Below are 25,223 nucleotides of genomic sequence, written 5' to 3' on the forward strand. Positions count from 1 at the left end.
AATGCCGACAGGGCGAACCGATCCTCAGAGGGCAGGCACGCGGGGCTCGTGCTGTGCTGTGACCCGGTCGGGTCACAGGGCCAGCGGGCCGAGGTCCGCAGCCACGGAAGCCAGCGCGCGGATCGCGTCGGTCTCGGCGTCGCTGCGCCAGCAGAACGCCCAACGGCTGAGCGGTGCGTCGCGGATGGGGATGTACGCGATGTCGGGGCGGGAGTAGTAGCGCAGGCCGTGCGCGAAGGCAGGGCACACCGCCTCGCCGGTGGCGACGACGGCGAACAGCTGCGTGCCGTCCACGACGGCCGGGCCGGCGGGGATGGGGCGGCCGCTCGGGGTTCGGGTGGGGATCAGGGCCTCACGCCAGTACGCGGGGGCCGCGCCGGTGACGACGGGCTCGTCGGCCAGGTCCTCGTACGAGACCGAGTCGCGGACGGCCAGCCGATGGTTGGCGGAGACGACGAGCACGACGGGCTCGGTGCAGACGACCGGGCCGACCGTCAGGTCCGGTTCCTCGATCGGGAGCCAGACGAGCAGGACGTCGACGGTTCCGGCGCGCAGGTGGGCGAAAGGGCCGTCGTAGGGCACGGCCCGGATCTGCACCGTGCAGCCGGGCCGTCGGGCCGCGAACTCGGCGAGGACCGGGCGCAGATCGCCGGTGTTGCTGGAGATCATCCCCAGCCGCAGCACATCGGGCTTGCCCCGCGCGGTCAGTGCGGCGCGCTCCAGCCCCTGGCGCAGGCCGCGGTACGCCGGGAGCAGGTCGTCGTAGAGTTGCTGTCCGAGCGGGGTCAGGCGGACGTGGTGGCTGGTCCGCTCGAAGAGGGCGCCGCCGATGCCGCGCTCCTGCTTCTTGATCGCCTGACTGACCCGGGCCGGGGTGACGTACAGCCGCTTGGCGGTGCGGCCGAAGTGCAGTTCCTGCGCCAGCGTCAGGAAAATCTCGATGTCCCTGATCTCCACGGACCCTCCCCCGTCGGCGTTAACCTGTAGGTTAATGCGTCTGCTTCAAACGGGCATTGCCGGGTGCAAGCGGCCGGACGGAGGGTGGAACAGCGCCCCCGCCCGGGGCATCTCACGGCCGATCGTGCGAAGGACCCAGCATGCGACACCTTCAGACGGGCACGCTGCTCGTCACCACCCTCTTCACCGGGCTCATGGCCGGGCTCTTCTCGGCCTTCGCCTACTCGGTGATGCCCGGCCTGGGCCGGTCCTCCGACCACACCCTCGTCGAAGCGATGCAGGGCATCAACAAGGCGATCATCAACCCTGCCTTCATGCTCCCCTTCATGGGTTCGATCCCGCTGCTCGGGCTGGCCGTGGCCCTCGCGTGGCGCGGCCAGAGCCGCTCCGCGCTGCCGTGGCTGATCGCTGCGCTGGTGCTGTACCTCATGGCCTTCGTGGTCACCAGCGCCGTCAACGTCCCTCTCAACGACAAGCTCGCCCAAGCCGGCGACCCCGACCACATCCGCCACCTCGCGAGGGTGCGCAGCGACTTCGAGGGCAGCTGGGTCGCCTGGAATGTCGTACGGGCGCTGCTGCACACCGCCGCCTTCGGCTGCCTTACCTGGTCGCTGGTCCTGCATGGGGCGCACCGTGCACACGACAGCGCGGGCGGCGGCACCTCCCTGCACACGCCGGCGCACGTCATGGAGCATCCGCGTCCGGGCCCGTACCAGCACCCCGGCCGGTCCTCCAGCGCCGTCGCTCCGCCGGTGGAACCCGTCATTTAGAACCGGGCGTGGGGTGCGCCCGTTGGCGGCAGGGAGGCTGCCTCGGGCGCACGGCGTTGTGTGCGCCCGAGGCATGGCCTACCGGAACGACGGCAGATTGCGTGCTACCCACGCGCCGAAGGGGCTGGCCGGACGGTGCAGGACAGCCTCCACATCAGGGCTGGTCTTCTGCTCTGCCGGGAGCGGGACGCCGAGTACGTCGAGGGTGCCGGTTACGACCTGCTCCGGCATGAACTGCGCCATGCGGGCATGGGCGTCCTCGCGAGACAGTTCCACGAAGGTCACTTCCTCGCCCAGGGCTTCCGCGATGACTGCGGCCTGCCGGCGCGGGCTGATCGGTTCGGGACCAGTCAGCTCGTATGCGTGGCCTGCGTGACCGTCCTCGCGCAGGGCGGCTGCGGCGACTGCGGCGATGTCCGCCGGGTCGATGACGGGCAGTGCCACGTCCCCGAATGGGGCGAAGATCGTGCGTTTGGTGCGGACCGTCTCGGCCCAGGCGAAGGTGTTGGAGGCGAAACCGCCGGGGCGCAGGATGGTGAAGTCGTGTCCGGACGCGCGCACGGCCGCCTCGAACTCCCGCAGGCGGGCGTGCGAGAGCGCTTCGGGGCGGGTGGTGCTGACCTGCGACGAGACCAGGACGATCCGCTCGACCCCGGCATCCGATGCCATGTCGAGCAGGGTGGCCGGGTTCTCGCCTCGGCTGTTGAGTTCGCCGCCCAGGAGGAGAAACAGGGCACGGGCTCCTTCGAGGGCGGGTCGCAGGCCCGTGGTGCTCCCGATGTCGGCCTGGCCCCACCGGACCCCAGCCGCCAGTCCGGCCGGCTGGGGTCGCCGCGACACGGCCACGACCTCTTCGCCCGCCTCGGCCAGCAGTTCCACCAGCGTCTTCCCGATGTTGCCGGTAGCACCAGTCACTGCGATCATCACGACTCCGATTGTGAGTTAGTTGACTGACTAAGAGGAACGTAGCACACCTCCCCGGACGGCTGCCTATAGTTAGTTGGGTGACCAACTCAGTGAATCGGCGGGCGCAGGCGTCGCAGAAGCGTCAACGGCTGACGGCGGCGGCGGCCCGGGTCCTGCATCAGCAGGGGGTCGAACGCACCACCCTCGGCGACATCGCGCGCGAGGCCGATGTCCCTGTGGGGAACGTGTACTACTACTTCAAGACCAAGGACGAGCTGATCCAGGCCGCGCTGTCCGAGCACAGCGCACACCTGGACGAACTCACCGGCCGGCTGGAGCAGCTGGCAGACCCGCGCGACCGCCTCAAGGCGCTGATCGAAGCGTGGGTCGACCAGCGCGACGTCGCCGCTCGCTACGGATGCCCCACCGGCACCCTGGCCGTCGAGCTCGACAAGCGCGCCGACGGGACCCTCGACACCGAGGCCGGAGCAGTCATCCGGCGGCTGCTGGACTGGTCCGGACGCCAGTTCCGCGAGCTGGGCCTGTCCGACCCGGACGACCTGGCCCTCACTCTCATCTCCGCCTACCAGGGCATGTCACTCCTGGCCAACGCCCTGCGCGACCCGGACATCATGACCCGCGAAGGATCCCGCCTCCTGCGCTGGCTCGACTCCCTCCGGGCTCCCGACGCGCACCTGTAACCCAGCGCGCGACCGGCGACCAGGTCAGAGCCACGCCGACTCCGAGGTTCTGCTGGCGCGGGCGCCCCAGGGGAGGTTGGTGCTCATTCCGCGCGACCCCGGTCACCCGGTTGCCGCTCCCCGGCCCTCCTTCCCGACCGCCCGCGGCGGCCGCCGTGCCGGCGGTCGGGGCGGCAGGCGGCGCTCCTGCCGTGCGGGATGACGGGCCGCCGCCGTGGCCGGACTCCGCGTGGACACGCGGGCGCCGCCGTCGGAGCACGGAGCCCTACGGGAGGTGGCGCCGGAACAGGGTGGCCTCCGTTCTCCTCGTCACGGTTCGCCGCCGCGTCGCCGCGACAGGCACGGCCACGCTGATACGCCCATGATCGGACATCAGAGCACGAAGTCGGACCGAACGCCTGGAGGATTGCTCGTGGACACGGACGGACAGCGTGACACGGAGCGGCTGCACTGCCTGGTCACCGGGGCGTCCGGGTACATCGGCGGACGTCTGGTGCCGGAACTGCTGGAAGCCGGCCACCGCGTCCGGTGCCTGGCCCGCTCCCCGGGCAAACTCCGCGACCACCCCTGGGCGCAGGACGCCGAGACCGTCGGCGGCGACGTCACGGACGCCGACTCCGTCGCCGAAGCCATGCGGGGTATCGACGTCGCCTACTATCTGGTGCACGCCCTGGGCACAGGTTCCGGCTTCGAGGACACCGATCGCCGCGCGGCCCGGACCTTCGCCATGCAGGCGCACGCCGCCGGCGTGCGCCGGATCGTGTATCTCGGCGGACTTACCCCCAGTGGTATCCCGGAGGGAGACCTTTCCCCGCATCTACGCTCCCGGGCCGAGGTCGGACGCATCTTCCTGGAGGCGCCCGTACCGGCCACCGTGTTGCGGGCCGCGGTCGTCATCGGCTCGGGATCCGCGTCGTTCGAGATGCTGCGCTACCTCACCGAACGCCTGCCCGTCATGATCACCCCCAGCTGGGTGCACACCCGCACGCAGCCCATCGGGGTACGCGACGTACTGCGTTATCTCGTCGGCTCGGCCACCATGCCCGCAGACGTCGACCGAGCTTTCGACATCGGCGGACCGGACGTCCTCACGTACCAGGGGATGATGCGCCGTTACGCCACCGTCGCCGGGCTGCGGCGGCGGGTCATCGTGCCGGTGCCGGTCCTCACCCCGAGACTGTCCAGCCACTGGGTCGGTCTCGTCACTCCGGTGCCCGCCTCCCTCGCCCGGCCGCTGACGGAGTCACTGCGCCACGAGGTCGTATGCCATGAACACGACATCGCCGCCCATGTGCCCGATCTCCCCGGTCGGCCCCTGCCGTTCGACGATGCTCTGGCCCTGGCACTACGCCGGGTGCGCGAGGCGCAGGTGGCGACACGCTGGTCCTCCGCCGCCGTACCGGGAGCACCCAGCGACCCGCTGCCCACGGACCCGGACTGGGCCGGTGGCAGCCTCTACCAGGACGAGCGCCGACTGCCGGTCGACGCGTCACGCGAGGCCCTGTGGAAGGTGATCGAGGGCGTGGGCGGCGACAACGGCTGGTATTCCTTTCCCCTCGCCTGGGCGGTCCGTGGCTGGCTGGACCGTTTCGTCGGGGGCGTCGGCCTGCGCCGCGGACGCCGCGACGCCGCTCACCTCCGGGTGGGCGACTCGCTCGACTTCTGGCGGGTCGAGGAGATCGAGCGCGGCCACCTGCTGCGTCTGCGTGCGGAAATGCGCCTGCCGGGTCTCGCCTGGCTCGAGATGTACGCCGAGACGGACACCGAAGGCCGCACCCGATACCGGCAACGCGCCTTGTTCCACCCGCGCGGCCTGCTCGGTCACGCCTACTGGTGGAGCGTCTCCCCGTTCCACGCCGTCGTCTTCGGCGGCATGGCCCGCAACATCACCCGGGCCGCCGCCAAGTCATGAGCGCGCGCGTCGGGCTCCGGTCCCCCGCCGACCTCGTCCGGCACTCCCGCGCCGGGCGGAGCGTCCGGCAACATCACACAACAGCACCGCTTCTCGGCACCAGGAGCAACGACATGACCGTCGCGGTCGTCCTGTTCACCTCGGACCTGCGTCTGCACGACCATCCACCACTGCGCGCCGCACTCGCGGCGGCCGACGAGGTGGTGCCCCTGTTCGTACGCGATCCCGGTGTGCACGAGGCGGGATTCGACGCGCCCAACCGGAACGCCTTCCTCGCCGACTGCCTGGCCGACCTCGACGCCTCACTGCGCCGGCGCGGCGGCCGGCTCGTCGTGCGCAGCGGGCCGGTCGCCCAGGAGGTCGACGCGGTAGCCGCCGAGTGCGGGGCCGCGGAGGTGCACATGGCTGCTGGGGTCACCGGGTACGCCCAGCGACGGGAGGAGCAACTGCGTGACCACCTTGGCGAACGCGGCGTGGCACTGCGCGTCCACGACGCCGTGATCACCGCCGTCGCTCCCGCGCGTGTGACGCCGGCCGACTCGGACCACTACGCCGTGTTCAGCCCCTACTTCCGCCGCTGGTCCGGCGAGCGGCTGCGGGACACCCGCCCGGCACCGAGAACCGTGCGGGTCCCCGACACCGTAACCGGCGAGCCGCTGCCGTCCCGCGACACCCTGTCCGGCATCTCGCCGTGCCTTCCCGCCGGAGGCGAGAAGACGGGACGCGAGTGGTTCTCACGATGGACGCGCACAGGTCTGTCCACGTACGAGGAACGGCACGACGACCTTGCGGGCGACGCGACCTCCCGGTTGTCGCCGTATCTGCACTTCGGTGCACTGTCGCCGGTCGAGCTCGTCCAGCGGGCCCGCGCGCACGGTGGGCCCGGGGCGGAGGCGTTCGTCCGTCAGCTGTGCTGGCGCGACTTTCACCACCAGGTGCTCTCGGCCAGGCCCGAGGCGTCGGTCCGGGACTATCGCACCCGGCACGACCGGTGGCGGAGCGAGAACGAGGCGTCCGAGGACATCGCCGCGTGGCGGGAGGGCCGCACAGGCTATCCGGTCGTCGACGCCGGGATGCGGCAATTGCGTCACGAGGGCTGGATGCACAACCGCGCGCGCCTGCTGGTGGCAAGCTTTCTGACCAAGACGCTGTACGTGGACTGGCGGATCGGCGCACGGTACTTCCTGGACCTGCTCGTGGACGGCGACATCGTCAACAACCAGCTCAACTGGCAGTGGGTCGCCGGAACCGGCACCGACACCCGTCCCCACCGCGTCCTCAACCCCGTGCTCCAGGGCAAACGTTACGACCCGAACGGCACCTACGTACGACGATGGGTGCCCGAACTGCACGACGTGGACGACCGCTACGTGCACGAGCCCTGGCGGCTCCCGGAGGACCGCCGCGCCCGCCTCGACTACCCCGAACCGCTGATTGACCTCGCCGACGGGCTGGCACGCTTCAAACACGCCCGCGGTCGCGACTGAGGAGCGACACATCGTGCACGGGTTCCTCGGCGACCAGCTCGGGCCGACCAATGCACGGGTGCACCTGGACGCTCCGGCTCCCGACGCCGGACTGACGGCGGCGCGGCGGTCCGGGCCGACGCGCAACCGGCCGAGTGCGCCCCGCACCCGCCGCGACCGTGCCGACGTCCCGTCAGGACAGGGTCATTGGATGCGGGGCCGACATCGTCAGAAAACCGAGTCGACGGGTGCCGAGTCCGAGAGCAGGTTGCCCGGGGCGGCAGGCTTGAACGGGGCCGCCGTGTCGCCGGTGCCCGCGTAGAACTTGGCGCCCGAGGTTCCGACCGCGTAGAGATCGGCCCGCCCGTCGCGGTCGGCGTCGCCGATGCCGACGAGGTGGGTGAAGACGCCCCAGCCCGCGCCGATCCTCGTGCGCGGGGCGTATGTGCCGTCGCCCTTGCCCTCGTACAGCCACAGGACACCGGCCCTGTCGCGGGCGACGAGGTCTCCGGCGGAGGTGCCGGTGATGTCGCCGGTGGCGGTGAGCTGGTTGTAGATCTCCCAGCCCCAGCCGATCTTCTTGCGGGGTGCGAACGGCGCGCTCGTGCTGCCCGTGCCCTTGTAGAACCACGCGTCGCCGACGGCGTCGGTGGCGAGGAGGTCGGACTTCCCGTCGCCGTCGAGGTCGCTGCCGCCGGTCATGTTGTCGTAGGTCTGCCAGCCGCCGCCGATCTTCGTACGGCCGGCGAAGCTGCCGTTTCCGTTGCCCTGGTAGAGCCAGAGCACGCCGGTCTTGTCACGGGCGACAAGGTCGCCGGCCGGGCTGCCGGCGATGTTCCCGGCGGCCTCCAGCTGGTTGTAGATCTGCCAGCCGCCGCCGACCTTCGCCCGACCCGTCGAGTACGGCTGCGGCGCGGACGCCACCTTGGCCGAGTCGTCGCGCCACAGCACGCCCGCGGCATCACGGGAGAGCAGGTCCGGCGTGCTGTTGTCCGTGTAGTCGTGCAGGCCGGCCGTGCGGGTGACCTTGAAGGTGCCGGTCTGCGCGACGTCCGGCCCGACACCGTTGAGCGGGGAGGCGGTCAAGTCCCAGGCATAGTCGCCGCTGGGAGCGAACTCCTTCGTGCCTTCGGCGTTGGGAAGCATCCCGTCCCAGCGGAAGTCGACGGATCCCTTGCCCTCGTAGGCGGCCGCCTGCGCGAAGTCGTACCGCACGCTGCGGCCCGTGGTGATGTGACGAACCGTCACGGAGCCCTGGGCGTTGGTCCGGGAGAGCACCCAGCGGAGCAGGGCCTGACCGTTGTTCTTGTCGAGGTCGACGACCGGGAGGGTGGCCCCGGTGTGCAGCGTGAGCGCGGTCGGCTCGCCGGTGCTCGCGATGAGCGTGGCGGTGGGCTTTCCGTCCGCCCCGAGCACGATCCGGTAGACCCCCTCTCCGTGGGCGACCGTACCGCCGCGCACCAGGAGCGCGCCGTCGGTGGCGGGGACGGTGGACGAGGCGTGGTCGAGGAGCTTGACCGTGGATCCGTCGACGAGGTTGACGGCACTGAGCGCGAAGCGCGTGGAAGCCTCGGTCGCGGCGGCGCCGCCCGGAGCGGCGTACGTGGCCCAGTCGCCCAGGACACCGATGTGCGGGCGGACGGAGTCGCCCAGGTCGGCCGCTTCCACGGCTGGCGTGCTCCCCGAACCGTCGCGGGTGGCGTACATGAGCTTGGCGTGCGCGGATGTCGGGGCGTCGACCCAGACCCAGCGGTCCCCGGAGAGGGCCGTGTCGGTGTCGTACGCGGACACGCCCACCTCCCGCTTCTCGACGACGGAGGCGGTGGCGACGTCCACGACGGCGAGGTAGGAGCGGTCGGTGTCGGCATCCTCCGAGACGTATCGGACGAGCGCCGAGCTGTCCGACAGGGCCTCGACGCTCTGTACCCTCGAGTTCGGCGTGAGGCCGGTCACCTGCCGGTCGCTGCCCGCCTGGTTCCCCTCGCCGATCAGACGGAGCTGGCCCGTCCTGCTCTGGCTGTCCCAGGACGAGAAGACGAGAGTCCTGCCGACCACGCCCTTCCAGTAGAGCCGGGTGTCGGTCTGGTTGACGACCGCGGGGTCGCTGCCCGGCGACGACATGTCATGGAGCAGGTACCGGGTCGTGCCGTCCTCCTTGGCCACGACAGTGTCGGAACCGCCCCCGCGGTACCCGCTGTACCACTCCGGGAGGTTGGTGGTGGTGCCGTCGACGGTGCTGGTCCAGCGGTAGTACGTGTGGTCCCATCGGCGCTCCACCGACAGGAACCCGCTCGGGCCGACACTGAGGACCTGGTCGGTGCGGGGGATGGAGATGACGCCGTCGACGGCCGCCTGCGTTTCGGCGGGTCCGGCGTCCGCACCGACGGCAGCGGTGGGCGTCGCGGCGATCGCGGGCGCTGTCGCGAGGCTCGCACCGACGGTCACGGCCAGAACGGTGGTGACGGCCGCGACGAGCTGTTGTCGGGCGGGACGAACATGGGTCAAAGCGGGTTCCTCTCAAACGACCGGGCGCGCACCAGGAGCTGCGCGCCCGGTCAGACTCTTGATCACGTCGGAAGGTTGTGCTTGGTGGACGATGTGATCAGGCCGACGGAGGTGTCGCTCAGGCGGAGTGGTCGTGCTGCCCCTGTACTTCCAGCAGGTCCGCGGCGCGTCGCCACTCGGCGCCGGACTGCTGCTCAACCCCCAGGGAATCGGCGCCCTCGTCGCCCGCGGCCTGGCAGGCACGTACACGGACCACGTCGGCCCGCGCGCGGTGGCACTCGTGGCCTTCGTCCTTGTCGCCGTGTCCACCGTGCCGTTCGCCTTCGTCACCGCCGACACCAGCGAAATCCTGCTCATGGCCGTGCTGTTCATCCACGGCATCGCCCTGGGCGCTGCCATGATCGCGCCGATGGACGCCGCCCACGTAGGGCTGGAGCACAAGGAGATCCCCGACGCCGAGGGGCCTGCCCGGCCGGTGCGGTACCGGACAGGGTCAGCTGCAGCTCACGTGGACCACGTCCGCCGCGTGGTGCGCGTCCGTGGGGCCGTTGGAGTCCCAGTCCTTGCCGCGGTCGTGCAGCACGACCGACAGGCTTCCGCCGCTGATCCTCACGTTCGGGGCCTCCACCCACTGCCCCAGGTGGTCGACCTGGTCGATCCTGAAGCTCGCGAGCTGCGCCCCGGAGGAGTTGCTGCCGGCGTGGACGGTGTAGTAGGACGGGTTGCCGCCGACGTGCCGGATACCGCCGGAGCCGGGGATGTGCACCCTGACGCGGCAGGTGCCCGCGGTGCCGAAGCCGGTGTCGAAGGACCAGGTGGCGTAGTTGCCCGCGTCGTTGTTGTCGCCGGACATCGGGACCGACCGGTACCGGCCGCTGCAGCCGTTGGACGAGTAGCCGCCGACCGCGGTCGTCCACTGGTCGTCGTCGTTGGCGACCTTGGACGAGCCGTGCTCTCGGTAGGAGGTGCCGGAGCCCGAGCAGTGCGGGCCCTCATAGGCGGAGAACGACCGGCCGCTGGTGGAGTCGGACCTGGAATCCGTCGTCGGCCCCCCGGGCTGCGCCTTGGAACCGGATTCCGACTTGGTGGTCGCCTCGCGGGTCCCGGTGGGTGACGGCTCGTCGGCCACCTTCTCCTTCCCGGCGGAGTCGGCGACGGCGTTGTTCTGCGGCCCGGGAGGCACGTTCGAGGTGGTGTCCTTCTTGCCGTCAGGGGCCTTGACCACCGGAGCCTTGTCGCCGTCCTGCTCGGCGCTGGGGACGTACCCCGACGGGAAGGTGCTCGGGCCGGTATAACCGGCCGCGTCGCCGCGGCTCTTGTCGTCCTTCGGATCGTCGCCGGATACGGCACCGATGATGAAGGGGGTGGCGAGGAGGATCACTCCGCCGATCGCGGCGGCGGCGACCATGGGGCGGGATATCCGGTTCGGGTCCCCGGAGGCGCCGGTGGCCCCGGTGCCCGGGGAGCCCTCGCCCGAGCCGCTGCCGGATGCGGCCGCGGTGGTGGCGGCTCCGGTGCGTCCGGAACGCAGCCAGGAGAAGCGGGGCCCGGAGGCCGCGGCCGGAGCAACGGCTGTGCTGCCGGTGGTGGCGCTGGTGGCGGTTGCCGTCGAGGCAGGCCGGGCAGCGGATGCCGTCGACCCCTCGGGCGACGACGGCTCCGCGGAAGACGGCTCCTCGGAGGACGACGTTTCGGGTGCCCCGGACTTCGTCTCCGCCTCGGCGCCCTCCGGCTCGGCGCCCTCCGGCTCGGCGCCCTCCGCCTCGGCGCCCTCCGGCTCGCTCTCCGTCCTGGTGGCCTCCGGCGACCTGGAGGCACCGCTCCCCCGCAGCGCGGCGGCGACGCCCACCGCGGTCCCGGGCCCGGTTTCGGACTCGGGTGCTGCCACCGCCACGATCGCGGCCTCACCCTCGGATTCGGATTCGGATTCGGCCGCGGGTCCGCTCTCCGGGTTCGCTCCGGGCTTCTTCTCCGGGGCGGCCTCCGACTCGTCCGGCCCCGCGCCGATCACACCGTTGCTGACGGACACCGTGGCACGCGCCGTCGGCGCCCCGGCCTCCTCTGGTCCGGACCCACCGGCGCTGCCGGGGGTACCGCTCTGCGACTCCGTGACTGCCACTGGTGCCACTCTCTCTTTTCGTCATCCGTCGTGCTGTTGGTGGTGGTGCGGTCATTCGCCCGTCGGGGGTCCGGGCGGTACGGGACCGCGCGTCGCCGCCCTCTCGTGCTCGACCCACTTCCGTACCGCCGCCGGTCCCGCTTCCCGGTCGCCGGCGTGCAGCGCGGCCAGGTCCTCGTCCGTCGTGTGGTGGTCCGCCACGTAGTCCCAGAACCGTTCGATGTCCTCGGCCGTCACCATGAGGTTCTTGGTGTCCACGGCCGTCACCACGAGGTGTGCGATGTCCTCGGCCGTCACCGTGAGGCTGTGGAACCAGGCCAGTTCGCGGGGGTCGAGACCGAGGCCGTCGAGTCGCTGCCTCACCAGGTCGGCGGAGACGGCCGGAACGCCGTGCCAGAGCAACCCCCCGAGGGTCCATCCGTTGCCGACGGTGAGATTCGGGATGGTGCCGAGGAGCTTGGGATCGATGTCGAGGTGGTCGGCGATCTCGAGCACCGAGAGGGGGCGGGGCGCCGCGTTCGTAGCCGGGTCGGTGAACATCGCAGCCGTCTCGCGGGCGTCCTCGTACCGCTGTTCCAGCTGCGTCGTCAGCGGGAGGGGGCCCGCTTCCTGGCCGGGGCCCTCGATGTAGGCACGGGCTTGCTCGGGCCACATTCCGAGACGAAAGGCCAGGAGCGCGAGCGGGCGGGGGTCCAGGCCGTCGGGGAGCGCGGCGGTCGGGCCGTTCAGGCCGAGCCGCCACAGCGCCACGGCACGCGTCAGATCGTCCAGGGTGAGCTGATCCAGCGGCAGTTCCACGGAGGTGGGGATCTCGGACCACTCGGCGAATTCGACCGGTGCGTCCTGTGCCGATTCCGCGGCGCCGAACCGGACCGCCATCTGACCGAAGTTGCCGCGCCAGTGCTGTCCGGCAAACTTCTCGGCCATCTCCCCGACGGTGCTCCCGGTCTCCCAGAGCGGCCGGGTATGCACACCGAACACCGTCGGCTGGTCGATCAGGGTCGCGATCATCACCATCTCCAGGCGGCGCGGGTGCACCCCGAGCAGGAGGGCCTGGGCGACGATGTCCTGGCGGACCGCCCGCTGTGTCCGCTGGTCCCAGGAGGCGAGCAGGTCACTGTCCGGGCCCGCCTCGATCAGGCCGCTCAGCGTCTCCCCCCGGTCCTGCAGGTGGGCGGCGAGGTCCCACCAGTGCTCGACGCCGATGCCCCGCGCGCTCATCCACCTCATCAACAGCAGCGGGTCCTCGGCGCCCAGCCGGTCGGCGATCAGCTCCAGGTGGTCGAGGACGACGAGCGGGTCTCCGAAGCCGCGCAGGAGCGCGGCGACGCTCGACACGTCCTGGGGGTCCACTCCCAGCTCCTGGCTCAGGACGAAGAGATGCGCCGGGTTGACTCCCATGTCGGCCGCCGCCTCGGCGAGGGGTCCGTCGGGCTGCCACAGCGGCGGCACGCCGGTCCCTTCGTCGGTGTCGATGGTGTAGTCGGCGATCCGCCACGCCCCGTCGGCGCCCCGCTCGTGACGGATCTCCAGCCGGACGCCCGGCACGGGGAACGCCTCCAGCACCACCTCGTCGGGGCCCTGCCGTCCCTCGACGGGGCGGGCGTGCAGGGAGTGCTGCAGCGCGGCCAGCCGTACCCGGTCCGGCGTCCAGTCGCCCCGCAGGTTCTCGGGGATCGTCAGGTCGCTTCCGGCGCCCGGGTGGAACAGGTGGCCGGTGGCACCGACCAGGTCCTGTGCACTGTGGTCGCGGTCGGCGTGGGGCGCGAGTTCCTGGGCGGTGTGCAGTTGGACGAGAGCGTCGACACCGGGCTCGTGGGTCAGCGGGCTCGGTCCGTGGAGGTCGAGCACCGCCGAGGTGGCGGCGCGCCAGACGGGCGTGGCGAGCGTTCCGGCAGGTGGCGTCCACTGGTCCGGGCCGAGGATTCGCGGGGCGGAGAGGAACATCGCTTCGAATCCGGGGCCGAGCAGCGTGCGGGCGTTCCTCACACGCGAGGATGCCGCACGGTCCAGCAGCTCGGTGTCGGGTCCGTTGCCCGTGTCGTCGTACGCGATCGCGAACCGGAGTTCCGCCGGGCCGAGCCCGGGGATGCCTCCGAGGGGCAGCCGGGCGCCCCGGATCGACTCCAGCAGGAAATCCATGCCGTTGTCCCGCGGCACGTGCAGCACACGGACGATCTCGGTCCTCTGTTCGCCGTTGTGGCGCAGCACCCGGTTCATCCGGTAGTGGGCCCCGTCGCCGGTGCGGAATGCGATGTCGTGCGCCTCGGCCAGCACCACGGTGGATGTGTGGTCCCCCGCTCCGGACTGGTGCCAGGAGGGCCGTACCCACTGGTGCTCGCCGTCGAGGACCTGCCCGTGCATCGGCACGTTCTCGATCACGGCGTGCCAGATGTGGCCGCCGGAGGGCAGGAGGGTGAAGGACCCGTGCGCGAGAGCCTGTTGGTGGCCGACGCGGATGTGATCGTCCATCTTCCAGTTGCTCCACCCGTCCGGGAAGAGGGTGTTGAGGCCGGTGACGCCGTCGGAGAGGGCGACGGCCGGGCCCGGGGAGGCGAGGGGAGTACGGACGGCCCGGTTCATCCAGTGCTGCAGTTCGAGGGCGAAGGTGCCGGCCCGCAGCGTGCGGTTGCCTGCCGTGGTGGTGCCGTACGGCAGGTGGCGCACCGCCGGTCCGCCCAGGGGGCCGGCATCGTCCCGTCCGCCGGTACGCAGGTGCCCGCCGATGCCGCGCGAACGGTCACCGAGTGCGATGAAGTCCCACAGCCGGTGGGTGGCCAGCGGGGCACCGCCCTGGGCGAAGGGTGTCGGGTGCGGTTCGTCGGCCGGGTCGGCGAACAGGGCCGGGCCGAGGTCGTCCTGTCGGAGCGACGGCTGGAAGTCGGTGATGGTGCCGTCGGACAGGGCATGACCGCGGATGCGGACCCCTCGGTGGACGCCCTCGAACTCGCCGTCCTGCCGGACGTTGCCGCGCCGCAGCTGCTCGCGGTGGACGTGTTCGACCGCCGCGGCCACCTCCTCCAGCGACCAGTGTTCGGGGAACATCATGACGGGCCGGTCGTCCGGGCCGCTCCCGGCCGCGCGGTAGGTGCCGTTGGGGTTGGTGCCGCCCAGCGGCTCGGGCCGCGGGCGTCCGCTGGTGCCGACGGGCGCCAGGAGGCCGGCCACACCGGCAGCCGGATTACCGCGCAGCACCCGCTCGGCGACGTCGAGCGGCAGGTGGGACGGCACGTCGTTGCGCGGGCCGGGCTCGAGCCCGGCGTCCTTCCACGCGGTCTCGATCGCCGATCCGATCAGGTTCAGGTCACGGGGCATCAGCCGTTGGTTGTGCAGGCGGGTGCCGCCGATCTGCAGCGGGTTGGTGTCGGGCTGCCCGTAGCGGGTACCGAAGACCGGGCCTCCCATGAGGGCCCGGTCGGTGTAGACGGGGCGCAGGGTGTTCGAGTGCTCACGGTAGTAGTCCCAGGGACCGAGCAGATGGGTCAGCTCATGGGCGAGGACGGCGGGGCTGTCGCCGGGCAGGTTCCACTGCCGTGCCTCCATGCGACCACCGGGCTCGAAGGAGAGGTCGACGAGATGGACCCCGTTGACGGGGCTCTTGAGGAAGCCGCCCTCCCAGCGCTCCACGGGCACGTCGGCGTCGGTGAACTCCACCGCGACATGGAGCAGATCGCCGTTGGGAAGCCGGTAACGGGGGGAATTGAGGTAGGCGTCGAGAGCGCCCCTCGCGACTCGCCGGGCGGCCTCGGCGAGGTGCTCCTGGCCGGCCTCGTGGAGCAACTTGACGGAGAGGGTGACCTCGGCTCGGACGGAGCCGTCGGGGAGCAGCACGCGGCGCGCCCGGAAGGCGCGGCTCGAGATCGGTCCGAGGTAGCCGAAGCGCTCGTGCTTCGTCCAGCTCGGGGGCAGGACGTCGACGGTGCCGAGGACCACCCCCTCGGCGGTGTCGTTCCCGCGCCAGGTCTCGACGTGGGCGGCGGCTGCGGCGGCGGGCAGGTTCCGCCACGCCCGGACTGCCGCGTGCGGTGTGGCGCCGAGCGTCTTCTGGTGGACGAGGTAGTGGGCGAAGGAGTCCAGTTGCTCGGTGCCGATGGCATCGACGTGCCGGTGCCCTGCCCCCGACTCGGCCAGCACGGCGAGGTCTGCCGTGGTGAAGCCGTGGTGCGCGAGGTCGACGCGGAAGGAGGCCGCTGCCGCGTCGGTCGCCTGGGGGGCCGCGGCGTGCCGGGCGCGATGATGTCCGAGCAGTCGTCCGAAGGGGCGCAGGGCGGCGGCGTCGACGGCCAGGTTGCGGATGAGGGCGCGGGCGTCACCGAGTCCGGCGCCGAGGGCGGTGGCGAGGTCGACGGCCTGGGCGAGACTGCCGTCGGCGAGGAAGTGGGCGGCGGCGGCGCGGAACTCCGCGAGGATCTCCCCGCCCGTGGTGTCGGCGGCACCGGCGAGTCGGGCGAGCGTCCGGACATCGACGCCGGCGGGAAGGCTGCCGAGGCGGTGTCCGGATTCGAGGTACCAGCGGGCGACCGCCTCGCGCACCTCCTCGTCGGTGGTGCGGCCGAGGTGTTCGGGGCCGCCGTTGGCGGCGTGCCAGGCGCGAAAGGCGGTGAGGTCGGGGCCGCGGCCCGGCCCGGGGGCGGCCTCGTGCCCGGTTCCGGCCTCGTGACCGGTTCCGGTTCCGGTGCCGGTGCCGAGGCCGGGGGCGTTCAAGGCGCCGCTGGGAATGCCGAGGTCGTTCACGGCGGCCGTGAGCCGCGCGGTGTCCTGGCGGTCCCGCAGCCGGGCGACGGCGTCGGGGTGGGCGTCGAACCAGGCGGTGCCGATTCCCTCCGGTCCGAGGCCTCCGCTCTCTTCGACGAGGTGGACGAGCCCGTCGGCGTCGTGCAGAGCGTGTGCGCGCAGGAGTCGTTCCAGGTGGTCCGGCCGTGTGCGCAGCCAGTACGCCGCGTCGAGGACCGAGACCGGCGGTCGGTGGACGGGCGTGGCGAACCAGTCCACCACCGCGTCACGTATGCGGTCGTGATCACCGCCACCGGCCAGTTCGGCGAGGGTGGCACCCCGGCGGGCCAGATGGCCGTCGAGGGACTCCCAGTGGGAGCGATCAAAACCCAGTTCGCTCATGTACTGGTCGAATGCGAGGAGTTCCGTCGCGGGTAGGTTCAACCAGCTTCCCAGCTCGGCGAGTTCCTCGTCGATGTCGATGACCGCGGTGGTTTCGTCGCCGCCCCGGGCGGGCGGGGTGAGCACGTCGAAGATTTCCTGGGAGACGGCGTGGTCGTCCGTCGTGCCGCGGGCTTCCCCGTCGCCCGTCGCCTGGGCGGCCGTGTTCTGCGTCGGCGTCGGCGTCGGCGTCGGGGACGGAGCCGAGTCCGCAGTGGACGTCCGCGCGTGTTCCCGCGTCCCGGACTGCTTCTGTGTCGGCGCCGGGACCGGCGTCCGCGTCTCGGTGTCCGGCCGCGTCGGGGGCGGGGGTGGCGTCGGCAGCACCGTTCTGTGGTCGACGTACCGGTACGTCCTGTCCTTCGGGTCGTCCTTCAGATGCAGCAGGACGCCCCGCTCCCTGTCCCCCGGCTTCGCCTCGCCGCCGCCCGGCAGGAAGGTGTGCAGTTTCCCGTCGTACGCCACGGTCACCGGCACCTTCCACAGGGCCGCCGCCAGTGCCGGGTAGAGGTCCGCCGTGCCGTGGCCGGCCAACGTATCGCGGTCACCGTCCCGGCCTGCGGTGATCTCGGCGAGCGTGCGGCGCTGCTGCTCCGTCAGCGCCTCCCTCGTCGGCGGGAGGGCTCCGTCGCGGTCCTGGAACTCCCGCCCGGCCTTGGTCGTCGGGTCGAGGAAGGACAGCAGTCCCGCCTTGGTGACGTCCTCTGCGGTGAACGTGTCCGCCAGGTCCGGCGGTACCATCGCGGCCAGCTCCGCGAAGCGTCTGGGCGTCTCGTCCGGTGTCCGCAGTTTCCCGGCCAGCTCCTGCCACAGCTCCAGGCCGTTCGCCCCGGCCCGGTCGGGGTGCACGTCCCGCCGGAACCCTTCCGCCAGGGCGTTGAAGAATCCGCGGCCGTCGTTCTCGACGTCCACCAGTGGGTGGGTCGTACCGTCGATCGTGATCGTGACCGGGGTGCCGCCGTCCTCGTTCTCCGAGAACTCCTTCTTCTCGTCCTCCGGCTTTGGCTGCGGCTCGTCCTCGTGGCCGTACTTCTCCCTGAACCTGTCGGCCGCGGCCTGGGCGTCCGGGCCGTCGCGGAAGATCGGGTCGGTCAGCCGGCGGATCTCGAAGTACTGGGTACGGGCCTCCTCCACCGCCTTCGCGAGGTCCTCCAGCGGCTTCGTGAGCTTGTCCGACGGCGCCGTGAGCTCGTCCAGTTTCGCGGTGAGGGCGTCCAGTCTCGCCGTGGTCTCGTCCAGCCTCGCTTGATGGAACTCGCGCTCCCCGGGGCCGGAGCGGAGGTCCCGTTCGACCGCCTCGTGCTCCTCCTCCAGTTTCCGGAGCTTTTCCCGGTACTCCTCGACGCTGTCGAGTTCCTCCCTCAGCCTCCGGCGCTCCTCCCAGTACTTCTTGTCGCTGTCCTCCCACGCCTTCTCGGCCTCGGTCACCTTCTGGGCGGCCTTCTCCTCCGTTTCGATGAGCTTCTTCAGCCTGGCCTTGGTCTTCTCGTCGGTGGCCTCGGCCTCCGCTCTGGCCAGCCGGTCCAGTCCCAGTTCCCTCACCCGCTGGTCGCTCAGCCAGACGAGGACCGTCGCCTCCGTCTTCCCGGACTGCAGGGCGGCCGGGGACGTGAACGGCCGGCCGACGGTGCTGTCCTTGATGTGGCGTTTCGCCTCCGCGGCGAGGTGGAAGGTGGCGGGCACGGCGTAGAGATGGCCGTGCCCGGCCGGCGGCTTGAGGTTGCGCCGGGTCTGCTCGGCCTGTCCGATCCGATGTGTCTCGCCGGCGCTGTTGCCGACGCCGGCGCCGGAGACACCGGGGGTGACGAGCACGTTGCCGCCGGCGTCCGCGCCGCCGGCGGCACCGGGCCCCGCAGTCCAGGTCAGGCCCGTTCCGTCGGACATCTCGCCGCCGGTGCCGGTGCCGGTCAGGTCGTCCAGCCTCACCTGGCCGCTGACGGCTATACGGCGCGCGTTCGTGAAATCGAGGTGGGTGGCCAGGGTGAGCGTGGCCTCGACCCCGCCGACCAGACTGTTGTCGGAGACGGTGACGGCGTGCCGGCCGCTCTGGGCCGCGCCGGAGGAGAGAGCGGCGGTGAGGGAGGGGTCGTCCAGGGCGGTGCCGAGCGCGTCGGCGCCGGAGCTGCCGGTCTTCACGAGGTCGCTCGCGCGCGTGGCGTGGTTCACCGCCTCGGTGAGCGCCTTGCCCTCGTACGTGTGCTGCGCGGTGTGGCCGAGGTCGTTGCGGTGGACCCGGGAGACGAGCAGTTTGCCGAGGTCCTGCACCTGGTCGGCACCGATGACCTCGTGGATGTGCAGACCGCCGTCGCCCTTGCGGGCCTTCTCGTCGTTCTTCTTCGTGGTCTCGGCCAGCAGGTCGGCGGGGTTGCTGCCGTTCTTGGGCGGATCGATCGTCACCGCGGGCTTCGGCCGCAGACCCGGGGGCGTTGCCGGAGGCGTCGTCGAGGACGACGCCGGGGAAGACGCCGCGGGTCCGTCGCCGTCCCCGTCCGGCTCCAGCATCAGGTACGACTCGGCCGTGGTGACGGTGGCTTTCCAGGTGACCGGTTCGATGACGTTGCTGCCGTCGGAGTAGGTGACGGTGACGGTGGTCTCCCAGTCGGTCTTCAGCACCGCCTTCGGACCGGGAAGGGTGGTGACCTGGGTGGTCACGCCCGAGACGGACTCGGTCGCGGTGACGGAGTCCCCGGCGCCGGCTCCGGCGCCGGCGGTGGGTCCGCCCGAGCCGCCCGGGACACGCACCAGTTCACCGCCGTTGACGCCGTGCGCGCCGGTCTTCGACGACGACACGGAGTCGTCCTGGGCCGTGCCGCGGTTCGCCCCGAACTCGTGGTCGCCGAACAGGGTGCCGACGATCTCGGGCTTACCGACGCGTTCGTGCCGGACGGTGACGGCCACGTCCCTGCCCAGGACGTTCAGCTTCCGGACGTGTGCGAGGGCGGAGGTGCGTCCGCGGGCCGTCAGCGGGCCTCCGCTCTGGATGGCGGACCGGCCCGCGCGGGCGGACACCATGGCGTTGATGGTGTGCCGGGTCTGCTCGGCGATGCCCGCCCTGTCCAGTGCCTCCCCGAGTTCCTTCAGCCCGGCGGCGTCCTGCGGTGCGGTATGCGCGAAAGCGCCGCGGCCCGCTCCGGCGAGGTCGTGCCGGTGGCGCCATTTCTCACTGACGACGGCGTTGGTGTTGGCGTCGGCGGTGACCTCGGCATCGGTGCCCGTACCCGGCACCGGGCCCAGACCGTCATCGATCAGCTTCGCCCTGATCGCGTCGCGTTCCCGGATCAGGCCGACCCAGCCGCCCGGCTTCCGGATCACCGGCGAGGAGTCGGCGCGGTGGTTCCCGAAGGGGCGGCCGAAGAAGCCCAGCGACCTGTGGCGGGTGCCGATCCGGTAATCGGCGTCGCCGACGACCAGCACCCACCGGTCGTTGCCCATCACCTGGTTGAGGTCGCGCGTCGAGGTGATGGAGGACCCCTTGGCCGAGGTCCGGAACTTCTGCAACCAGGTACTGGCCGTGCCGCCCTGGCCGGTGAGCTGCGTGGCGCCGGCCGTCTCCACACCGGCGAACATGCCGGTGGTGCCGAGCGAGACGCCCCACGACCCGCTCCGCGAGTAGCCGAACGCCTGCTCCAGCGCGGTGTTCATCTCGGGCGACGCGGTGAACGAGGTGCCCACCACCGTCAGGTTGTGGCGGGTCCCGGCGAGCGAGACGGACTCGTCGCCGGCGAAGAAGGTGCCCTTGTCGTGCAGATTGCCGACGTTGTGTCCGCCGGGCGAGAACACCTGGTCGGAGAAGGCGGTGAGGGAGTGCTGTCCGAAGGCCCGCCGGATCCGCTCGGACATCACCGCCCCCGCGTCGGTCAGCTGCCACGCGTTCCCGGACGTCTTCCCGGAGAGGGCGAGCGCCGAGCCGAGCAGGTTCTGATCGGCCCGGACCGAGAGGGTGATGGCGGCCAGGCCCTCGGAGAGGATCGTGTCCGGCTCCGGGATCTCGACACCCGGTGGTTCGCCGGACTGCGTCTTTCCGGTGAACCGGTCCCGGTCGGCGTCCGACATCCCACTTGCCTTGGACAGGGCGTCGGGCACACCGAAGGTGAACGCCACCCGGTGAGAGGTGAGAGGGACGGACCTCTCCCCGTTCCGGATCTCGCCGATCCCGCCCAGCCCGGCGTGCTCGCACAGCCGCCTCACCGCCCGGAAGTGCGAGTCCGCGCCGTACCGTGCCAGGGCCCGCATCCCGCCCAGGGTGAGCGCCTGCATGAGCGGCTGCGGAAACGCCGAGCGCTGGATCTCGAACGTCAGCTCGCCCGTGAAGTCGTAGTGGTCGGTGCCGGGCCCTGGCACGAACAGGTCCTCGCGGGTGGCGGTCTCCCCGGACTTGACCTGTCGGGTGGTCGTCCGGCCGCCGCGCGCGCCGATACCGCCGGTGCCGGTGGTCTGTGGTGTGCCCAGCGCGTCCTTCGCGTTCTCCCGGGCGGAGAAGGTCGCCTCCAGACCCAGGTTCCAGGAGTGCGTGACCTGGTGGGCGGTGTCGAACCGCTCGCCGCCGCCGGTCGCCTCGGTCGGGGTGCGGCGGTTGCTGCCCGCGTAGGTCGGGTTGTTCAGATCGGCCCGGATCGTCAGCGTGTAGCCGCGGTCCCTCGTGATCGTCGAGCCGAGCAGAGGGACCCGGATGCCCTCCGCGGTGGCCGCCTGGTGCATGCCCTCCCGCAGCGCATGGTCGGAGAGGGCCGTCATCAGGCTGCGGGCGTTCGCCACGGCGAGGGCGGAGGTCCTGCCGCCTGGGAAGAGCCTCTTGAACCAGGAGCGGTGCTGTCCGGCGGCTCTCACCTCGTCCCGGGTCGCCAGGGGCAGGCCGGGGTCGGCCTTCTTCAGGTCGTCGAAGAGGGAGTCGAAGAGCTTCTCCCCGGTGGTCCGGCCGTCGTTCGCCGACGATTCCGGGTTCCGCCGGGGCGTGTCGACGTGGATCTCGCCCGGCCGACCGGGCCCGAGCAGGGACACTTTCCCGTCGCCCCAGTAAGCGGGCTTCCCCGGTTCGTTGACGCCGACGCGCAGGCCGTCCTGGTTGTCCCAGCCTGCCAGTCGCTGGGCCTCGCCGAGCGGCATCCGGACCAGGCTGCCGACGGTGAACGTCTCGTGCGTGTCGTCCGGCATCCGCACCGTGACCTTCGATTCACGCAGCACGAGCACCGTCCGGACGTCCTTCGGGGAGCGCTCGGCGTGCTTGACGCCCGCGGTGCCGCCCAGGTTGGCCGTGGTGCGGGAGGAATGGCTGTAGCCGAACGTCAGGCCCGCCTGGACGCGCGGCGCGGCGACGGCGTCCGAGAAGCCGGTGGGGTCCAGCTGGGCGCCCGCGAACAGGGTGGCGTCGAGGCTGTGGTCGCGGTGGACGCTGCTCTCGTTCTTCTGCGTGAACTGGCCGGTGTCGCGCAGTTCGAAGTCGGTGCCGGCGTCGATCACCCAGTGCCGGTGGGGCACCGGCCGGTCGATGGTGACGGTGCCGGACGCCGATCCGTCGGACGTGTGCAGGCGCAGCGGCGGTGCGGGGACGCGGCCGGCGGTCTGGGTGAAGTGCTCGGCCGAGAAGTAGGTGACGACGGCCTTGTAGTTGTTGCTGCCGACCGGGGAGTCGGTGTGCTGGAGCACCCAGTCCGTCATCGCGTCGAGGCCGAAGTACGACTCGGTGTGCTCGATGCCCGCCCGCTCGCCGGACTCCGTGGTGAACTTCAGCGGCACCCGGTCCTTGCGCGGGTCGGGCCGGGTGTTGGTCGTGTGCGACTCGGGGACCCGGACCGTCAGGCCGTCCTTGACGGTGTGGGTACGGACCACCGGGGGTCCGGCGGACCCGGTGGCGGGGACGTCGTGGAGAGTCAGTTCGTACGTGACGTCGGTCTTCAGTTCGACGGACGCGCCGTGGCTGCGGGTCTCGCCCTGCGACAGCAACTGGGTGTTGAGGTTGTGGTCCCGGCTGGTGGCCATCCCCGGGGCGACGGTGATCCGCCCCACCGCGCCCGCGCCGACCACCGCGGCGGAGACCGGTGCCCGGACATTGCTGGACTCGGAGTAGGACAGGCCCTCGGTCTGCTGGGAGCGCTGGACGGTGTCGAGTTTGAAGGGGGTGGTGGGGGCGTCCTTGTCCGTCGGGACGGCCTTCCAGGCGTCCTGCTTGGGGACCGCCCTGATGCGCAGTTCCTGTTGACGGCCGTCGGTGGTGGTGGCGGCGAAGCGGCGGCCGTCGCCGAGGAAGGTGTGCGGCTGCTGCGCCAGGGCGAGAGCGAGGGCTTCCGGCTCGTGCAGGGTGACGTCGGCCTTCTTCGCCAGCTCGTCGGCGAGCAGTGCGGGGTCCTTGCTGCCGTGATCGAGCTGGACGGCGAGGTGCCCGCCGACGGCGCCGCTGAAAGGGGGCGCGTCCTCGGCGCCGCCGAAATAGGTGGAGACGTCCTTGAGGAAGTCGGGGACGGGAGTCTGCGTCGTCTCGTTCGGCGTCGTCGTGGGGTTCGGCGTCGTCGTGGGGTTCGGCTGGGTGCCTTCGGTGTTCTCGTCGGCGACGTTGTCGTCGTTCTCGTTGACCTCGTCGGTGGTGGTGTCGTTGGCACCGGCATCGCCGTTGCGGGCCGGGGCCGGGCCGCCGAGTTCGGTCAGCTCGATGTCGTGGGAGGCCGTCTCCGGCACGGACTCGGATGCCGAGGTGGGCGTGGGTGAGCTCGTCGTCGTGGTGATGACGGGCTCGGCCGGTGTGCCGAAGCCCTGTTGCGCAGTCGGTTCCGTGGGACTCGGGGCGCTGAAGTGGGGCATTCCCGTGGAGGGGCCGGGAAAGGGCGTGCTCGATTCCGTGGGCCGCGGGGCGAAGGACTTCTGCACGGGCGGAGTGCCCGACCCGTTCCCGGACACGGGCGGTGCGGGCGTCCGGGACGTCGGCTGGGTCTGCGGCTGGGGAGTCGTCTGCGGCTGGACCTGGGAGGTGGCCTGCGTCTGCGGTGAGGGCGTGACCTGCGGCTGTACCTGGGGAGACGTCTGCGTCTGCGACTGCGTCACTATCGGCGAAGGCGTCGGGGACGCCGTCGGCTCCGGGGAGTTCGCGGAATGCGTGAAACCCGTGAAACCTGTGGGACCCGTTGAGCCCGTGGAGCCCATGAAACCCGTGGAGCCCGTGGACGTCTGCGGCATCGTGGTCGCGGTGGGCGCCGTCGTCTCCGGCTCCGGCCCGGTGCCGGCTCCCCCGGCCGTCTGCGCGAGCGTAGTGGCACCCATGCCCCGTCCGAGCGGCGCCGACGAGTCGTTCGGCGTGATCTTCGGCCCGTACTCACCCGGCATCTTGTCCAGGGTGTCGAATTTCGAGTGGACGTCCTTGAGGAAACCGGCGATCGGCGAGTCCGACTGGGCGAGGAGGGGGTGCACGATCGTGTGCCGTATCGCATGGCCGAACGCGGTCGGCACGACGCCCGAGACGAACGTCTGCCAGCTGGTGGTGAACTCTCCCTGGGTCACCAGGTTGTACGTGCCCTCGGCCAGGTTCTGGGCACCCGCCTCGACCAGTGCCGACGTCCCGTACCGGCCCGCCGCATAGCCGAACTTCTGCGTCTTTGTCAGCGTCTCGGCCATCGTCTTCGAGCTGAGGGACTTCGCCACGTCCTCGGTGATGGCGTGCGACAACGTCTTCAGGGCCGCCGCGTCGACCTGGCCGCCCACGCTCTTCGCCAGGTCCTTGGCGATCTTCTCTGACACCTGGTCCACGGAGGCCGCCGTCGACCAGTGCGTGTTGAGGGAGCTCGCCCAGGTCTTGCCGACGTTCCGCGCCGCGTCCCCCGACAGCCCGTTGAACCCGTGCTTGGCGAAGGCGTTGCCGACCTTGTCGACGAAGGTGTCCGAGACCAGCTTTCCGGTGCCCTTGTTGAGGTTCTTCGCCAGTTCCCCGTCGGCCCCGCCGAGGATGTTGCCGAGCGTGTGCGCCAGCCCCTTGTTCGCGCCGGTCGTCCCGGCTAGCGTGTCGAGGTGGTCGCCGATCCGCGTGCCCAGCCACTTGGCCGCGTCACTGCCGAGAAGCTTGCCGATCTGCTTGCCGAGCGCGCCACCGGCCAGGCTGAAGACACCGCCGAACACGCCCTGCACGGCCCCGAAACCGAGCGCGCTCTTCGTCGCATCCCAGTCCCAGTCGCCGCGGTTGCCCTGCTTCATCTGGATCAGCTGGACGGCCACGTCCATCGCCGCGCCCATCGTGACGCTGATGGCGGTGTGGATCAGGATGCTCTCGATCAGCGCCTTGATGACGGACTGGGCGACGACTTTGAGCGCGACCTCCGCGGCGGCCGCCGAGGCCTCGGCGGCCGCGTTGACTCCGGGTATCCACCACACCGCGGCCAGGAACGCCAGCTCGGCCATCAGCTGGATGACCTGGCCGAGGATCATCCACTTCGCGTACTCCGCCTGGGTGGCGGTGTCCCGGGCGATCCTGGCGAGGTTCTCGGCCTGAGCGGCACAGCCGGTCAGGATCGACTTCTCGCCGCCGCTCGCCAGGTAGTCGGCGTACTTGGCGAACTCCTCGGCGGCCTTGCCGGAGAAGTTCTCCTTGATGTGGTTCGTGGCACTGACGAGGTAGGTCTGCAGTTCCTCGAAGATGCCGACCAGCGCGTCGTAGCGGTCGGCGGCCTCCCGCAGCAGGTCCTCGTTGATGGACGGCCACTTCTCGCCCGAGAAGACCATGAGCAGCGTCTGTGCCTCGGGGGACGGGGTCAGCAC

9 protein-coding genes and 1 pseudogene are annotated in these 25,223 nt (G+C 71.3%); 5 read left to right on the forward strand and 5 right to left on the reverse strand.

Annotated features, from left to right (window positions below; translation table 11 throughout):
- Positions 1 to 72 precede the first annotated feature (72 nt).
- A complete protein-coding gene (locus RM812_RS18435) occupies positions 73 to 957 on the reverse strand; it encodes a LysR family transcriptional regulator (protein ID WP_311573707.1) in 885 nt (294 codons plus the stop codon).
- Positions 958 to 1,097: 140 nt separating this feature from the next.
- On the opposite strand from RM812_RS18435, the gene RM812_RS18440 reads away from it, so the two are divergent.
- Positions 1,098 to 1,727 (forward strand): anthrone oxygenase family protein, encoded by a 630-nt coding sequence (locus tag RM812_RS18440; RefSeq protein ID WP_311573709.1) that lies wholly within the window; start codon positions 1,098 to 1,100, stop codon positions 1,725 to 1,727.
- A 78-nt stretch (positions 1,728 to 1,805) separates the two neighbouring features.
- Here the strand turns inward: RM812_RS18440 and RM812_RS18445 are convergent, their stop codons facing one another.
- Positions 1,806 to 2,651 (reverse strand): SDR family oxidoreductase, encoded by an 846-nt coding sequence (locus tag RM812_RS18445; protein WP_311573711.1) that lies wholly within the window; start codon positions 2,649 to 2,651, stop codon positions 1,806 to 1,808.
- A gap of 80 nt (positions 2,652 to 2,731) precedes the next feature.
- Between RM812_RS18445 and RM812_RS18450 the strand changes: the two genes are divergently transcribed.
- The 3 genes from RM812_RS18450 (at position 2,732) to RM812_RS18460 (ending at position 6,733) form a co-directional block, all read left to right on the forward strand.
- A complete protein-coding gene (locus RM812_RS18450) occupies positions 2,732 to 3,334 on the forward strand; it encodes a TetR/AcrR family transcriptional regulator (protein WP_311573713.1) in 603 nt (200 codons plus the stop codon).
- Positions 3,335 to 3,746: 412 nt separating this feature from the next.
- Positions 3,747 to 5,246, forward strand: a complete 1,500-nt coding sequence (locus RM812_RS18455) for an SDR family oxidoreductase (RefSeq protein WP_311573715.1) — start codon at positions 3,747 to 3,749, stop codon at positions 5,244 to 5,246.
- A 113-nt stretch (positions 5,247 to 5,359) separates the two neighbouring features.
- Entirely contained in the window at positions 5,360 to 6,733 is a 1,374-nt protein-coding gene (locus RM812_RS18460; protein ID WP_311573718.1) for a cryptochrome/photolyase family protein, read from the forward strand.
- Between the two features lie 207 nt (positions 6,734 to 6,940).
- Here RM812_RS18460 and RM812_RS18465 read toward each other — a convergent pair whose 3' ends face one another.
- Entirely contained in the window at positions 6,941 to 9,217 is a 2,277-nt protein-coding gene (locus RM812_RS18465) for an FG-GAP repeat domain-containing protein (protein ID WP_311573720.1), read from the reverse strand.
- 133 nt (positions 9,218 to 9,350) lie between these two features.
- On the opposite strand from RM812_RS18465, the pseudogene RM812_RS18470 reads away from it, so the two are divergent.
- Positions 9,351 to 9,569 (forward strand): annotated as a pseudogene (locus RM812_RS18470) (MFS transporter); the annotation flags it as partial.
- Between the two features lie 141 nt (positions 9,570 to 9,710).
- On the opposite strand, the gene RM812_RS18475 reads toward RM812_RS18470, so the two are convergent.
- Together RM812_RS18475 and RM812_RS18480 are read right to left on the reverse strand one after the other, a co-directional pair.
- Positions 9,711 to 11,246 carry a hypothetical protein gene (locus tag RM812_RS18475; protein ID WP_311573722.1) on the reverse strand — a complete coding sequence of 512 codons (1,536 nt, stop codon included), beginning with the start codon at positions 11,244 to 11,246 and terminating at the stop codon, positions 9,711 to 9,713.
- A gap of 141 nt (positions 11,247 to 11,387) precedes the next feature.
- Complete coding sequence (locus tag RM812_RS18480; protein WP_311573724.1) at positions 11,388 to 25,223, reverse strand: WXG100-like domain-containing protein; 13,836 nt, start codon at positions 25,221 to 25,223, stop codon at positions 11,388 to 11,390.

The organism is Streptomyces lancefieldiae, from assembly GCF_031845825.1.
Taxonomy (GTDB): Bacteria; Actinomycetota; Actinomycetes; order Streptomycetales; family Streptomycetaceae; genus Streptomyces; species Streptomyces lancefieldiae.